This is a genomic window from Streptomyces sp. NPDC007095 (assembly GCF_040634475.1).
Taxonomy (GTDB): Bacteria; Actinomycetota; Actinomycetes; order Streptomycetales; family Streptomycetaceae; genus Streptomyces.
This window is the reverse complement of record NZ_JBEYFS010000054.1, coordinates 13785-28159: the sequence shown is the minus strand read 5'-3', so window position 1 is coordinate 28159 and position 14375 is coordinate 13785. Positions and strand designations below refer to the sequence as shown.

Sequence of the window (14375 nt, the reverse complement as noted above, 5' to 3'; positions counted from 1 at the left end):
CGGGAGGGGTACAGGTCAATGTGATCCTTTGCGGGCGCGCGCCTCGAACGGGTCCGCTCTCCGCGATGAGTTCCGTGCCCCCGGACGGTCTACTGACCGTGGACGCCACGACACCCGCCGTACTCGTGCTGCCCGGCCCCGTCACCCGTGACCAGGTGCCGAGGCTCTGTGACGATGTGCGCGCGCGGCTGGCGGCGACCGGTGCCGGGGTGGTGGTCTGCGATGTCGCGGGCCTTGGTCCACCCGGCCTGGCCACCGTCGACGCCCTGGCCAGGATGCAGCTCGCCGCCCGCCGGGCCGGGGGCCGCATCCGCCTGCGCGCCCCGGCCCCACCCCTTCTCCTGCTTCTCGATCTAGTCGGACTCCGCTTCGAGCTGGAGCGGGAGGCCGAAGAGCGGGAACCAGCGCTTGGTGTCCAGGAAGCAGTGGAACCCGGTGATGCGGCCGTCTGAGATCTCCAGCGCCTGGATCGCCCAGGCACTGAAGCCGCCCTCCTCCGGATCCGGTTTGTAGTGCGCGAATCCCGGCAGACCGTTGACCGCGACCGGCAGCAGGCGCGAACCCGCGCAGGAGGCACCGAGGGTCGTCATGAAACCGGTGATGTCGCCCGTGCCGCGCAGCCACAGGTCGAAGGGCGGCATCGTCATGATCGCGTCCTCGTGGAGCAGCGCGGTCAGGGCCGTCATGTCGTACCCCTCGAACGCCGCGACATAGCGCTCCAGGAGCTTCTGCTGCTCCTCGTCTAGCGGGTCGGAGACGGCGGCCTCGGCGCTGTCGCTCTCCGCGAGGGTCGCGCGGGCCCGCTGCAACGCGCTGTTGACCGAGGCGACCGTCGTCCCGAGCAGTTCGGCGACCTCGGCCGCCTTCCAGGCCAGGACCTCGCGCAGGATGAGCACGGCGCGCTGCTTGGGCGGCAGCTGCTGCAGGGCGGCCATGAAGGCGAGGCGCACCGACTCCTTGGCCACCGCGGCCTCGGCCGGGTCACTGATCGTGGGCAGCACACGCGTGTCGGGCATCGGCTCCAGCCAGACGTTGTCCGGGCGCGGGGTGAGCGCCGCCTGAGCCAGGGGTGAGGGACCACTCAGATCCATCGGACGAGCCCTCCGGTTGCCCGCGTTCAGCATGTCGAGGCAGACGTTGGTGGCGATCCGGTACAGCCAGGACCGCATCGACGAACGGCCCTCGAACTTGTCGTAGCTCCGCCAGGCGCGGACCATCGTGTCCTGCACCGCGTCCTCCGCCTCGAAGGAGGAGCCGAGCATCCGATAGCAGTACCCGGTCAGCTCGACCCGGTGCTTCTCCAGCCGGACGTCCAGATCTGTCGTCGTCGCCGTACCGTCGCTCATGGCCAACCCGCCCCTGTGGCTGTTCCCGTCGTACCGTCGCCTCGTTGCGCCGGCACTTCGGAAGCTACCGCAGCCCACTGACAATGGCCCCCGAAGTGGGAAAAAGCGCAGCTCAGACCAATTGCTTCACGGACATGAGCAGATGTCGGTACGCACCGCCCGCCTCGGCCCCGGCGTCGGCCTCCGCTTTGGCCCCGGCCGACGATTCGGCCCCGCTCAGCAGCGCCCGCTGCCCCGGCCCCAGCAGCTCCAGCCGTACCCGCGGCTCCTCGAAGGAGTTCAGGGCGTCCAGCAGATACGCCGGGTTGAAGGCGACGGTGATCTCCGCCGTGCCGGTCAGCGCCGCCGGCAGCCGCTGCGAGGCCACGTCGTCGGCGTATCCGGCGCGCAGCAGAACGGACCCCTCGCCGTCACCGGTGAAGTCCAGCCGCACGGGACTGTTCACCTCGGCGACGACGGCGACGCGCCGTACGGCCTCCGCCAGTGCCTCACGCTCCACCTCCGCGACCGCTGCGTCGGACACCGAGAACAGCGAGCCGTGCCGCGGCAGCCGCCCCTCCATCAGCCGCACCGCCGTCCGCATGGACCCACCCTCGAAGCCGATCATCCCGCCGCCCGCGGGGTCGAGCCCGATGCGCACGTCACCGGAGCGGGCCAGCGAACGGGCGATCTCGTGCAGCCGACGCGCGGGCAGCAGCGCCTCCACGACGCCGTCGAGGGGGGCCTCGGGTTTCCAGGCCAGGGTGCGCACGGCATACCGGTAGCGGTCCGAGGCGGAGAGTGTCATTTCCTCGCCGGACAGCCGCAGTTGTACGCCGGTGAGGACCGGTAGCGTGTCGTCGCGCCCGGCCGCGACGGCGACCTGGGCCACGGCGGTCGCGAACGCGGCGGCGTCCACGGTGCCGCGCGGCTCGGGCGGCACCGGCAGTGCCGGGTACTCGTCCTTGGGCAGCGTCGACAGACCGAACCGTGTGCCACCCGCCTCCACCGTGAACCGTGTCCCCTCCAGCGCGCAGCTCACCTGCCCCTGCGGCAGCACCCGGCAGATGTCCAGCAGCCGGCGCCCCAGCACGAGGATCCGGCCGTCCGCCCCCGTCTCGGCATCGATCTCGATCCTCGCCGCCGCCTCGAAGTCGAACCCCGAGATGCCGAGCCGTCCCGGACCGGCCTCCAGCAGCAGTCCGCCCAGCACCGGTACCGGCGAGCGGGTGGGCAGGGTGCGGGCCGCCCAGGCCACCGCCTCGGCGAGGTCGTCGCGACCGACGCGGAACTCCATGAAAGATCCCCCTGTTCGGGCCAGTTGACCGGGTGGAGGCTAGGTGCCGCCACTGACAACGGGGTCCGACCAGGGGGAACGTAGGAGCTGGGATGTTCAGTGCGCCAGGGCAGGCTCGCGGCGGGCCTGTGCGCGGGCCGCGTGGGAGCCGAGCAGCGTGATCGTGACGACGCCGAGGACCGCGAACAGTCCGAGTGTCACCGTCCCGGCCCACCCGCCCGCGTGGAAGGCGACCGCGCCGAGCGTGCTGCCCGCGCTGGAGCCGATGTAGTACGCGGACTGGTAGAGGGCCGAGGCCTGGGCGCGGCCCTGCTTGGCGGTGTGGCTGACCGAGGAGGACGCCACCGCGTGGCCCGCGAAGAAGCCCGCGGTGATCAGCACCAGGCCGAGCAGGACGAGGGGGAGGGAGTCGGCCAGGGAGAGGAGCAGGCCGGCGGTCGTGGTGCCGCCCGCCAGGTACAGGGAGCCGCGCCGGCCCAGGCGGGCGACCAGCCTGCCCGCCGTGGACGCCGACACCGTACCGACCAGATACACCAGGAAGATCGAGCCGATGATGCCCTGGGGGAGGGAGAACGGGGCCTCGGTCAGGCGGTAGCCGATCACCGTGTAGACCCCGCCGAAGACCATCATGAACAGCGCGCCGATCGCGTACAGCCGGCGCAGCAGCGGGTTCGCGAGGTGGTCACGGACCGTACGGGCCAGTACCCCCGGGCGCAGCGAGCCGGGCGTGAAGTGCTTCGGCGCGGGCAGCAGCAGACGGAAGGCGACCGCGCAGGCCACCGCGATGATCCCGATCGTGGCGACGGCCACCCGCCAGCCCCACTCCTGCGCGACCCAGCCGGTGATGACCCGGCCGCTCATGCCGCCGACGCTGTTGCCCGCCACGAAGAGGCCGATCGCCGTGATCAGGGCCTTGGGGCGGACCTCCTCGGCCAGATAGGCCGTCGCGGAGGCCGGAAGCCCCGCCAGGGCCGCGCCCTGCACCGCCCGCAGCGCGACCAGCGCGCCGATCGACGGGGCGAAGGGGACCAGGAGCCCGACCGCCACCGCGACCGCCAGCGACGCCGTCATCAATGTACGCCGTCCGAACCGCTCCGACAGCGCGCTCATCGGGAGAACGAACAGCGCGAGGCCGCCCGTCGCCGCCGACACCGTCCAGCTCGCCTCGCTCGCGCTGACCCCGAGGTCCGTGGAGACGAGCGGGAGGAGGGCCTGCGTGGAGTAGAGGAGTGCGAAGGTCGCCACACCCGCGAGGAAGAGCGCGAAGCTCATACGGCGGTAGCCGGGCCCACCCGGGGTGAGACGGGAGTCGACGGCGGTGGAGGACGTGACGGAGGAGGTGGCGCCCACGGTGGTGGACGCCCCGGTACTGGCGGAAGGCATGCTTCGAAACTAAAGAACCGCCGCTCATCCGTCCAATGCATGGAATCGCCATAATCGTTCCCATGGTGCATCAGCAAAGGTCACAGGCTCACCTGTCACCGTCCAGTGACACAGAAGACAGCGCGGGCATGTCGAGGTTGCTCGCCCCGCGCCTCGCGTACTTCGCCGGGGTCGCCCGCACGGAGCACGTCACGCGCGCCGCGCAGGAGATGCAGGTCCCCCAGTCGACCCTTTCGCGCGCCATGGTCCGGCTCGAACAGGATCTCGGCGTCGATCTGTTCGCACGCCGGGGCCGCACGGTCTCCCTCACCCCCGCGGGCCGTACGTTCCTCTCCTCCGTCGAACGGGCCCTCGCCGAGATCGAGCGTGCCGCCGAGGAGGTGCGCGCGGACGCCGACCCGGCCACCGGCAAGGTCGCGTTCGGCTTCCTGCACACGATGGGATCGGAGACCGTCCCCGGCCTGATCCGCGCCTTCCGCGCCGACCACCCCCGGGTCCGCTTCAGCCTCGTCCAGAACTACGGCGAGGCGATGCTGGAGGGGCTGCGCTCGGGCGAGCTGGACCTGTGCCTCACCTCGCCGGTGCCGGACGCGCCCGACCTGGTGGGCCGTCGCCTCGACGAGCAGAAGCTCCGGCTCGTCGTCCCGGCCGACCACCGCCTCGCCGCCCGCAAACGCATCCGCCTCGCCGAGGCCGCAGACGAGACCTTCGTGACCCTCGAACCCGGCTACGGCATGCGCCGCATCACCGACGACCTCTGCCAGGAGGCCGGCTTCAGGCCCCGGATCGCCTTCGAGGGCGAGGAGGCCGAGACCCTACGGGGCCTGGTGGCCGCCGGCCTCGGAGTAGCCCTCCTGCCACCACCGGCCGTGCCCCGCCCGGGGGTGGTCGAACTGACGGTCACGGCCCCGAGAGCGGTCCGCGAGATCGGGGTGGCATGGCTGGACGGCCACCCGGACACCCCACCGGTGGCGGCCTTCAAGAAGTTCCTGCTGTCGAGGAGGGGCCACCTGCTACCGGACTGAGGGGCGGACGCGCCCCGCTTTCAGGGGCGCGAGGCCGTGACCTATGCGGCTCCTCCGCGTGGGCGCGACCAGCCCCCACAGACCCGCAGCGAACCCACGACCTATCGACGCAACGCCTTCCCGAAGCCGGAGGCAAGCGGCATCCGCAACCCCAACGGCGGCGGAGCGGCCAGCGCATCCTCCAACGGCCGCGCCAGCCCGCGGCCGAACAACGCCCCCATCACGAAGTCCTCCGCCAGCGCGTGCACTTCGGACCGGTACTGGTGCAACCCGTGCCCGTCGGAGTGGACCTCGAACCGGCAGATGTCCCGGTTGGACTTCTTCGCCCGCGCCGCCAGCCGGAAGGACAACTCCGGGTCGGTGCGCTCGTCGTTGGTGCCGTGCACGATCAGCACGCGCCGCCCGGAGAGCTGCTTCACCGGTTCGGGTGGCGCCGCCACGTCGTCCTCGGGCAGCCAGGGGGCGAGCGCCAGAACGGAGTTGACGGCGGTGTGCCCGGCCGCCCGCAGCGCCGCCCGGCCTCCCATGCCCACACCGGCGAGGCACACCGGCACGTCACCGTAGCGGCGTACGACCTCGTCGGCGGCCCAGGACGCGTCGCTCGCGAGATGCGCCTCGCTGCCGTTCCAGCCGCGGAAGCGGTAGTGCACGACATGGGTCGCCAGGCCTTCCGCGCCTCCCGCGCGCATGAGCCGGCGCCCGAGCGCGCGTACGGAGGCGGTCGCCAACATCGGGGACGGTCTGCGCGCGGAGACCTCGTCGCCGCCCGGGAGCAGCAGAACCACTCCGCTGACCGCCGTCGGCTCCGGGCCGATCGCCCTCCCGAGCCGGGCGCTGCGAACCGGCGTCGCTTGCTGTGCCATGACAGAACAGTGTCAGAAGTGACCGTGTACGCCACCCGTCCGCCTGGTCACCGTTACGTATCGACGGACGGCGTGACAGGAGATCTACGCGCGTAGGGTCTACAGTGCGAAAATGACGAGCCAGATCCAGAACACCCCGAGCTCGGAACAGATCCGCCGGGCGCCCAAGGTCCTGCTGCACGATCACCTCGACGGGGGCCTGCGCCCCGGGACGATCGTGGAACTCGCCCAGAAGGCAGGCTATTCCGGGCTCCCCGAGACCGACCCCGACAAACTCGGCGTCTGGTTCCGCGAGGCCGCGGACTCCGGGTCCCTGGAGCGGTACCTGGAGACCTTCGCCCACACCTGTGCCGTCATGCAGACGCGCGAGGCGCTGGTGCGGGTCGCCGCCGAGTGCGCCGAGGACCTCGCCGAGGACGGGGTCGTCTACGCCGAGGTGCGGTACGCGCCGGAACAGCACCTGGAGGCCGGGCTCACCCTCGAAGAGGTCGTCGAGGCGGTCAACGAGGGCTTCCGGGAGGGTGAACGGCGTGCCCGGGAGAACGGCCATCGCATCCGGGTCGGCGCCCTGCTCACCGCCATGCGGCACGCGGCCCGCGCCCTGGAGATCGCCGAACTGGCCAACCGCTACCGCGACCTGGGAGTGGTGGGCTTCGACATCGCGGGCGCCGAGGCGGGCTTCCCGCCCACCCGTCACCTCGACGCCTTCGAGTACCTGAAGCGCGAGAACAACCACTTCACCATCCACGCCGGCGAGGCCTTCGGGCTCCCCTCCATCTGGCAGGCGCTCCAGTGGTGCGGCGCGGACCGGCTCGGCCACGGTGTGCGGATCATCGACGACATCCAGGTCGCGGCGGACGGCTCGGTGAAGCTCGGACGGCTGGCCTCGTACGTCCGTGACAAGCGCGTCCCGCTGGAACTGTGCCCCAGCTCCAACCTCCAGACCGGCGCCGCCGGCTCCTACGCGGAGCACCCGATCGGTCTGCTGCGGCGCCTGCACTTCCGGGCGACCGTGAACACGGACAACCGGCTCATGTCAGGGACGAGCATGTCGCGCGAATTCGAGCATCTGGTCGATGCGTTCGGTTATTCGCTCGATGATATGCAGTGGTTCTCTGTCAATGCTATGAAGTCAGCATTCATTCCTTTCGATGAACGACTGGCGATGATCAATGACGTGATCAAGCCTGGATATGCAGAGCTCAAATCCGAATGGCTGTTCCAGCAGACCGCTTCCACCAGCGGTTCCTTGAAGGAACAGGGCTGATCGAAGGAGCGAAAAGCAGCCGGGTCTTCACTTGTTCTCCATGAATCGGCTGTTTTTTGATGTTTGCGGAGGGTGGCTCTGCGTGTTTACGTTTTTTGGACCGCTCACATCCCCGTCACACGGATCCAAGGACGCATTCAATATGAAGCAGTCTGCTGCCAAGACCCTCGGTGTCGCCGCGCTCGGTGCCGCATTCGCCGCCGTCGGCGCGGGCGCCGCGAACGCCGCCCCGGCCGTGCCGGACGCCTCCCAGGCGCTGGGCACCGTCACCCAGGCGCTGCCCGCGCAGAACGTCGCGGCGGCGCTCCCGGGTGCGGGAGAGGCGCTCACCCACGGCCAGGGCGCGCTCGGCGCGGGGGTGGCCGCGGCCCAGCCCGCCGTCGCGAAGGTTCTTGCCGACGGGCCGGCGGCGCCGGTGGCCGGGCTGCTCGGGGGGCTGCCGCTGCAGGGCCTGCCGACGCACGGTCTGCCGGTGAACGGGCTGCCGCTCGGCTGACGTCTTCCGCTTGTTTCGGCCTTTCGCCTGTACGAACGCCGGTGGGGCGCACCCTGATTGGGGTGCGCCCCACCGGCGTGTCGTGCCGTGTCGGAGCGGCTGGGGATCACCAGGCCGTGCGGGCCTTGTCCTCGGAGGGGAACAGGATCCACAGCGCTATGTAGAGCAGGAACTGCGGGCCCGGGAGCAGGCAGGAGAGAACGAAGATCACGCGCATCGTGGTCGCGGAGGTGCCGAAGCGCCGCGCCAGCGCTGCGCACACTCCGCCGATCATGCGGCCGTTGGTGGGGCGGGCAAGGGCGGTCATGAGGGCTCCTTCGTGAACCGTGGCTGGACGCCGGGATGTCGGGGCATCGAGGTCTTCTTCGATGTCTTCAACGCTACGGTGACGAAGCGGGCGAAGCGTCGCTCTACGGGGCGATGCCGACCCTGGGAATCGTCGGGGTCCGACCCTGAGCCATGTCCTCCCGGGGGAGGGCCGCGCGGCGCCGGGTCTCGGCCCGGCGGCGGAGCCTGACCCTGGCGGCCGGCACGATCGCGAGATGGGCCAGGGCGACGCCGACCGTGTTGAGCAGCAGGGAGTCGACGTCCACGACCTGGCCGGGGACGCCGGTCTGCAGCAGTTCGATGCCCAGCGAGATCAGGGCGCCGGCGGCGACCGTGCGGACGAGGGAGCCGAGCGGGGATGCCGTCAGCTTGCCGCCGGCCATGGGGAGCAGGACGCCGAGCGGGGCGAGCAGGCCGAGGCCCTGACCTATCCGGCGGGCGGCTTCCGCCGGGCCCAGCGCGAGGTCGGCCCTGATGCCGGCGAACGGGCGGAGGTTGGCGGGGCTCACCCAGGGGACGTCCAGGGGGCGCAGGGTGATCCAGGCGACGAGCGCGAGATGTGCGACGAGGAGGAGAGCTCCTGTCGCACGGACGCGGGTCACGGCGCTGCCGCCGCCTTCGCCTTGACGTTGCACGCCTCCCAAGACGCCGGGGTCGGCAGGATCGGTTCCGGGTTGTGGGTCAGCTTGGGTCTGCGGGGTGAGGGATGCGCCACAGGTACGGTGCGCAGCGGGCACGGTTCGGCGTCCGCGGGCCGGTGGGGGCGGGTCGCGCAGTTCCCCGCGCCCCTGAGGCCGGGGCTTCGCCCCGGATCCCCGGCCGCGCGTATGTGTTCGGCTGTCGGCCGGCGGGGGTTGAGCGCGCAGTTCCCCGCGCCCCTGAAAGCGCGCGCTCCGGCCGGCATCTTCGGCCCGTCCGGCGTTCGAGGACGAGGAAACAGTTGCCCGAACGATCACGCGCCGGAGATCGGCCTGGACGGCGGGGACTTGGTGGTGGGGTTGGCGCGGACGTCGGTGGGGCACTCGTAGCTGCGCAGTGGGGTGGTGTCGGGGCCGCCGAGGACGACCGAACCGTCGTCCTGCGCGGCGGCGGAGTCGGAGAAGGTGCAGATGATCTGGGCGAGGGCGGCGGAGGTCAGGTTCTGGGGCGGGGTGCTGAGGCGGAGAGCGTCCTCGGGGTCCTTGGGCCGAGGCCCTCTCACCGTCATCCCGCCCCGCACGTCGGTCGTGTAGCCGGCCTGCTGCTCGGGCGTGGAGGGCGTCTCGGCGAGCTCGTCGAGGAGTCCCTGCGCCACCAGAACCCGCCGCGCCCCCTCCGCCGTACCGTCGGGAATCCGCACGGACCGGTCGACCGTCACCAGTTGCCCGGAGCAGATCAGGAAGACCTGGACCGGAATGCCACGGGAGGTCTGGGTGGTGATGTCCGGGCCGGACAGCGCGCACGGGACCCGGGACGGCGCCGGGCCGAAGTCCGTCGGGACCTGGGTGGAGCGGATACCGCAGCCCGCGAGCAGGACGGTGAGGAGGGGGAGGGACAGAAGGGAGAGGGAGGCGAGAGGCGTCCGTCGGCGCCCCTCTCGGCCTCGTACCAAGGTCGTCATCCGGCGCTGCCCTCCGTACCGTTCCCGTTCCTTCCGCGCTCGCGCTCGTCGTCGGCGAGCAGCTCCGACGCGTCCTGTGGGAGGCGGAGCGTGAAGACGGCGCCCCCCTTGGGCGCGTTGGCCGCGGTGATCTCGCCGCCGTGGATGTGCGCGTTCTCCAGGGCGATGGAGAGGCCCAGACCGCTGCCCTCGGAGCGGGGGCGGGAGGCGCTCGCCTTGTAGAAGCGGTCGAAGACGTGCGGGAGGACGTCCTCGGGGATGCCGGGCCCGTGGTCCTGGACCTCGATGAGAAGGTCGTCGGCCTCCTCGCGGACCGAGACACGGACCGGGCTGCCGCCGTGCTTGAGCGCGTTGCCGATGAGGTTCGCGAGGATCACGTCCAGGCGGCGCGGGTCGAGGCGCGCCATGATGCCGCGCTCGGCGTCCAGGTCGACGGCGTCCAGCCAGGCGCGTGCGTCTATGCACGCGGTGATCTGGTCGGCGATGTCCACGTCGTCGAGGACCAGCCGGGCGGTGCCCGCGTCGAAGCGGGTGACCTCCATGAGGTTCTCGACGAGGTCGTTGAGACGGCGGGTCTCGCTGACGACCAGCCGGACGGCCGGTTCGATCATCGGGTCGACGCTGCCGGTCTCCGCGTCGAGTTCCTCTTCCAGGATCTCCGTCACGGCGGTGATCGCGGTGAGAGGCGTACGGAGTTCGTGGGACATGTCCGCCACGAAGCGGCGGGACGCCTCTTCGCGGGCGCTCATGTCGTCCACGCGCTTTTCGAGGGACTCAGCGGTGTGGTTGAACGTACGGGAGAGGTCCGCGAGCTCGTCCGTACCCGAGACGCGCAGGCGGGTGTCGAGCTTGCCCTCGCCCAGGCGGCGGGCCGCGATGCCGAGGCGGTGCACCGGCTTGAGGACCGTCGTCGCGGCGGCCTGGGCGAGCAGCGCCGAGCCGATCAGGGCCAGGCCGGTCGCGATGCCCAGTGACCAGGCCAGCGAGTTGAGGTCCTTGGCCTCGGGCTCCAGGGACTTGAGCATGTAGCCGGTCGTCGTCCCGCCGATCACCCTCGCGCCGCCCACCAGGTACGGCTTGTCGTGGTCGGTGATGCGCTGCCAGTACAGGTGGTAGGTCGACTTGTTGTTCGAGGAGAGCGGCTGCTCCTTGTTCACGGCCTTCTGGAGGGACTTGGGTACGTCGGTCAGCGTGAAGGTGTCCAGCGCGGAGTTCCCAATGACCTTCTTGCCGTTGCCGTCCTGGGCGACGAGGAGCACGCTGAAGCGCTGGCTGCTGTTGGCCATCTGGCCCGCCGTGCGCTGCAGTTCGTCCTGCGCAGGGTGCACCGGCAGCATGCTCGCGTGGTTGCGCATCTCCTGCTGGAAGTCGCGCAGCACCGCGTCCTGCGTACGCGTCAGCACCGCCTCGCGGTTGAGCCAGTACGCGATGCCCGACGCCGACACGGCGGCCGTGAGCGCGACGAGTCCGAACACCACGACCAGCCGCAGTCGCAGGCTCGTGAAGCGCAGTCCCGCCAGGATCGTCCTGCGTGCCGCGGCCCAGCCGCGGAGTTCGTCGTGCGGTGGGGTCACTGAGGAGTGTCCAGTCGGTAGCCAACTCCGCGGACCGTACGGATCAGGGTGGGCGAGGACGGAACATCCTCGATCTTCGCGCGCAACCGCTGGACACACGCGTCCACCAGCCGCGAGTCGCCCAGGTAGTCGTGCTCCCACACCAGTCGCAGCAACTGCTGGCGGGACAGCGCCTGTCCGGGCCGGCGGCTCAGCTCCAGGAGCAGCCGCAGCTCGGTGGGCGTCAGCTGCAGATCCTCGCCGTTCTTGGTGACCGTCATGGCCGCCCGGTCGATGACGAGGGAACCGAACGTCGCCGAGTCGTTGGCCTCGCGCTCCCCGCGCCGCAGCACGGCCCTGATACGGGCGTCGAGCACCCGCCCCTGCACGGGCTTGACGACATAGTCGTCGGCGCCGGACTCGAGCCCGACCACGACGTCGATGTCGTCGCTGCGCGCGGTCAGCAGAATGATCGGCAGCTGGTCCGTGCGCCGGATGCGCCGGCACACCTCGAACCCGTCGATGCCGGGCAGCATCACGTCCAGCACGATCAGATCCGGCCGCTGCTCACGCAACAGTTTCAGACCGTCCTCGCCGGTGGCAGCGGTGGCCACCCGGTGTCCCTGGCGCGTCAAAGAGAGCTCCAGGGCCGTACGGATGGCGTCGTCGTCCTCGATCAGCAACAGGGAAGGCACGAACGTCATTCTGGCCCATGGCGAGGGACTCTTTCGACAGTTGGAGCGCTCCCACCCATCTCCCGTACAGAAGGGGGCGTTCGCAGGGCGTCCGCGGAGGCGTACCGCTCCCCTCTGTGACCTCGCTGTGATCGTGCCGTGACGCGCCTGGGGAGGGGCCCTGTGACAGGTCTGTGACAGTCGGCGGACACGGCCATGAAGTGGCCCGGGCAAGCTTTTCGACACAAGCAAGAGAGCAAGACGGCAAGACCGCGACACAGCACGACGGAACGAACAGAAGAACCGGAACTCCACGACGGGGGGCGCGAGATGAACACGCTGCACAGCACCAGCACTAGCGCAGTTGTCACGCGGCTCCATGACGTCAGGGGTTCGGAGAAGTCCGGTGCCGTGAGCGGGCGGGGGTGCGCTCGCGGCACCGGGCGTCAGCACACCACGTACATGACGGTGGTTGACGCCTTCACGGGGGAGAGCGGCGGTAACGGGGGAGCTCACGGGGGAGCCGCGTACAGGGAGGCCACGGGGGAACGTCGCTCGGTGTCGGAGGCGGAGTTCACCGCCTACGTCCAGGAGCGCCGAGCCTCCCTGTACGCAACCGCCTACCACCTGACCGGGGACCGCTTCGAGGCCGAGGACCTGCTGCAGAGCGCGCTGTTCTCGACGTACCGGGCCTGGGACCGGATCAGTGACAAGGCCGCGGTGGGGGGCTACCTCCGCCGCACCATGACCAATCTGCACATCAGCGCGTGGCGTCGCCGCAAGCTGAACGAGTACCCGACCGAGGAACTGCCGGAGACCGCCGGTGACACGGACGCGATGCGCGGCACCGAGCTGCGCGCCGTGCTGTGGCAGGCGCTGGCCCGGCTGCCCGAACTCCAGCGCACCATGCTGGTCCTCCGTTACTACGAGGGCCGCACGGACCCGGAGATCGCGGAGATCCTCGACATCAGTGTCGGCACGGTGAAGTCGAGCATCTGGCGGTCGTTGCGCCGGATGCGCGAGGACGAGGTCCTCAGCTTCGGCCGTGACGAGGAGGAGTCCTTCGGGGAGCTCGTCGCCTGAAGGTCTGTGGGGGGAAGCAGGTAACCGGTTGTACCGGTTGGTACGGGGGAGCAGTACCGGGGGGAAAGAAACCAACGGGGTCGGGGGACCCCTGCGGAGCACGGGGGAACACGGGGGAAACGAGAAAAGGTCCGGGCGGACGGGGGGTCCGCCTGGGCCTCTTTTCGTGTGTGGCCGCCTCTTTGCGTGCTTCCGCGAAGGGGCCCGTACTACGCCGGTGTCGTGCAGCGTCCGGCGGCCGCCGCGGTCAGTCGGCCCAGGGCCTCGGCCTTGTCGCAGGGGTGGGCGCCCAGCGCGCTCTGCCGGGCCACGATCGAACGTTCGGCGCGCATCAGGCGCCAGCCGCGGCGCAGCAGGAACGGGACCGACTTGCGGCCCTCCCGCAGATCCCGCAGGAAGCGGCGGCGGAACGTGGTCAGCGGGCCGCGGGACAGACACAGCGCGTCGGCCAGCATCCCCAGCTCCCGGCAGCGCTCGACGATCTCGGCGGCGAAGATGCCCTCCGCGATGAACAGCGGCGTCCGGCCGATGTGCAGCGCCTCCGCGCCGGTACGGGCGCTCAGCGAGATGTCGTAGACGGGAACGGTCGTACGTCCCGTACGGCACAGCTCCTCGATCGCCGCGACCGCGATGTCCGCGTCCCACGACTGCGGATGGTCCCAGTCGATGTCGGGGCTGCCCTCGACCTGGGGAAGCGTCGGGTCGGTGCCCTCTTTGTAGAAGTCGTCGAGGCGGAGCACGGGAAGCCCGGAGTCGGCCGCGAGAAGGGACTTTCCAGAGCCGGAGGGGCCGCAGAGCAGCACCACACGGGTGGGTATCGGAGGATGGGAACCCAATTCTCTGTACCTTCTGTGACTCGGCCGGGCCACGCCGCGCTTCGGCAGGCCTCCGGAACATTATCCCGAAGGATTATCTGGGTTACGTCCGTATGTCTGTTGACCCGCACAGGGGAATCCGCCGCCATCGCCGCCCGTAGCGGCATCCGGGTCAACTACTCTGCGTGCGAATTCCGTTGCTCTCCGCTCGCATTCGTTACGTTCACCGAAGAGGACATCCGATGGCGCGACACGCACACCAGCAGACCCCCCTGGCCCGCACCACCGCGCGCATCGCCGTCGCGTTCGGGGTGGTCGCCGCCGGTGCGGCCGCCGCCGCGAGTCCGGCCGTCGCGGACACGGCCCCCGCCGTGGATCTGATGCGCACCCAGCCCACCTCGCTGGGCAACCTCGACCCGCAGGCGGGCCTGGGGGCCCTGGCCGGCACGGTGGGGCATGTCACCGGTCCGGTCGCGGGCCTCAAGCCCAACCCGCTCGCCGGCACGGGGGTCGACCCGCTCGACAACGGGGTGGGCACCCAGCTCGCGGACTTCAAGCCGCTGACCTCGCAGGCCCTGACGGGGCCGCTGGCGCAGGCACCGTCGGTGGGGAGCGTGCCGGTGGTGGGACAGGCGTTGGGGTTGCTGGGGGGTGCGTGAGTGAGCTC

At 70.7% G+C, this 14375-nt stretch carries 16 protein-coding genes; 6 read left to right on the top strand and 10 right to left on the bottom strand.

The window, feature by feature from the left end; genetic code table 11:
• Positions 1-65 precede the first annotated feature (65 nt).
• Entirely contained in the window at positions 66-452 is a 387-nt protein-coding gene (locus ABZ656_RS19990; protein ID WP_101400292.1) for an STAS domain-containing protein, read from the top strand.
• On the opposite strand, the gene ABZ656_RS19985 is transcribed toward ABZ656_RS19990, so the two are convergent.
• The 3 genes from ABZ656_RS19985 to ABZ656_RS19975 form a co-directional block, all read right to left on the bottom strand.
• Positions 354-1346, bottom strand: a complete 993-nt coding sequence (locus tag ABZ656_RS19985; protein ID WP_101400293.1) for a sigma-70 family RNA polymerase sigma factor — start codon at positions 1344-1346, stop codon at positions 354-356. The two genes, ABZ656_RS19990 and ABZ656_RS19985, sit on opposite strands and share 99 nt — an antisense overlap.
• Positions 1347-1458: 112 nt before the next feature.
• The gene (gene dnaN / locus ABZ656_RS19980; protein ID WP_360269537.1) at positions 1459-2622 is read right to left on the bottom strand and encodes a DNA polymerase III subunit beta; all 1164 of its coding nucleotides are present in this window, start codon (positions 2620-2622) and stop codon (positions 1459-1461) included.
• 96 nt (positions 2623-2718) lie between these two features.
• Entirely contained in the window at positions 2719-4005 is a 1287-nt protein-coding gene (locus ABZ656_RS19975; protein WP_360269535.1) for an MFS transporter, read from the bottom strand.
• Between the two features lie 62 nt (positions 4006-4067).
• On the opposite strand from ABZ656_RS19975, the gene ABZ656_RS19970 reads away from it, so the two are divergent.
• Entirely contained in the window at positions 4068-5030 is a 963-nt protein-coding gene (locus ABZ656_RS19970; protein WP_101400295.1) for a LysR family transcriptional regulator, read from the top strand.
• 101 nt (positions 5031-5131) lie between these two features.
• Here ABZ656_RS19970 and ABZ656_RS19965 read toward each other — a convergent pair whose 3' ends face one another.
• A complete protein-coding gene (locus tag ABZ656_RS19965) occupies positions 5132-5893 on the bottom strand; it encodes an alpha/beta hydrolase (protein ID WP_101400296.1) in 762 nt (253 codons plus the stop codon).
• A gap of 112 nt (positions 5894-6005) precedes the next feature.
• On the opposite strand from ABZ656_RS19965, the gene ABZ656_RS19960 reads away from it, so the two are divergent.
• Together ABZ656_RS19960 and ABZ656_RS19955 are read left to right on the top strand one after the other, a co-directional pair.
• A complete protein-coding gene (locus ABZ656_RS19960) occupies positions 6006-7160 on the top strand; it encodes an adenosine deaminase (protein WP_360269533.1) in 1155 nt (384 codons plus the stop codon).
• Positions 7161-7302: 142 nt separating this feature from the next.
• Positions 7303-7656 carry an ATP-binding protein gene (locus ABZ656_RS19955; protein WP_101400298.1) on the top strand — a complete coding sequence of 118 codons (354 nt, stop codon included), beginning with the start codon at positions 7303-7305 and terminating at the stop codon, positions 7654-7656.
• 106 nt (positions 7657-7762) lie between these two features.
• On the opposite strand, the gene ABZ656_RS19950 is transcribed toward ABZ656_RS19955, so the two are convergent.
• From ABZ656_RS19950 to afsQ1, 5 genes are all read right to left on the bottom strand, one after another.
• A complete protein-coding gene (locus ABZ656_RS19950; protein ID WP_054233643.1) occupies positions 7763-7963 on the bottom strand; it encodes a PspC domain-containing protein in 201 nt (66 codons plus the stop codon).
• A gap of 103 nt (positions 7964-8066) precedes the next feature.
• Positions 8067-8618, bottom strand: a complete 552-nt coding sequence (locus tag ABZ656_RS19945; protein ID WP_101400299.1) for a VanZ family protein — start codon at positions 8616-8618, stop codon at positions 8067-8069.
• A 317-nt stretch (positions 8619-8935) separates the two neighbouring features.
• The gene (locus tag ABZ656_RS19940; protein ID WP_101400300.1) at positions 8936-9583 is read right to left on the bottom strand and encodes a hypothetical protein; all 648 of its coding nucleotides are present in this window, start codon (positions 9581-9583) and stop codon (positions 8936-8938) included.
• The gene (locus tag ABZ656_RS19935; RefSeq protein ID WP_101400301.1) at positions 9580-11157 is read right to left on the bottom strand and encodes a HAMP domain-containing sensor histidine kinase; all 1578 of its coding nucleotides are present in this window, start codon (positions 11155-11157) and stop codon (positions 9580-9582) included. The genes ABZ656_RS19940 and ABZ656_RS19935 overlap by 4 nt, the downstream gene beginning before the upstream one ends.
• The gene (gene afsQ1, locus ABZ656_RS19930; protein ID WP_054233761.1) at positions 11154-11831 is read right to left on the bottom strand and encodes a two-component system response regulator AfsQ1; all 678 of its coding nucleotides are present in this window, start codon (positions 11829-11831) and stop codon (positions 11154-11156) included. The genes ABZ656_RS19935 and afsQ1 overlap by 4 nt, the downstream gene beginning before the upstream one ends.
• A gap of 309 nt (positions 11832-12140) precedes the next feature.
• Here afsQ1 and ABZ656_RS19925 point away from each other — a divergent pair, with 309 nt between their 5' ends.
• On the top strand, positions 12141-12893 hold the full coding sequence (locus tag ABZ656_RS19925; RefSeq protein WP_101400302.1) for a SigE family RNA polymerase sigma factor: 753 nt from the start codon (positions 12141-12143) through the stop codon (positions 12891-12893).
• Positions 12894-13102: 209 nt separating this feature from the next.
• Here ABZ656_RS19925 and ABZ656_RS19920 read toward each other — a convergent pair whose 3' ends face one another.
• Positions 13103-13729 (bottom strand): uridine kinase, encoded by a 627-nt coding sequence (locus ABZ656_RS19920; RefSeq protein ID WP_101400303.1) that lies wholly within the window; start codon positions 13727-13729, stop codon positions 13103-13105.
• Between the two features lie 221 nt (positions 13730-13950).
• On the opposite strand from ABZ656_RS19920, the gene ABZ656_RS19915 reads away from it, so the two are divergent.
• Positions 13951-14367: a hypothetical protein gene (locus tag ABZ656_RS19915; protein ID WP_101400304.1), complete on the top strand. Its 417-nt coding sequence runs from the start codon at positions 13951-13953 to the stop codon at positions 14365-14367.
• Positions 14368-14375: the final 8 nt, after the last annotated feature.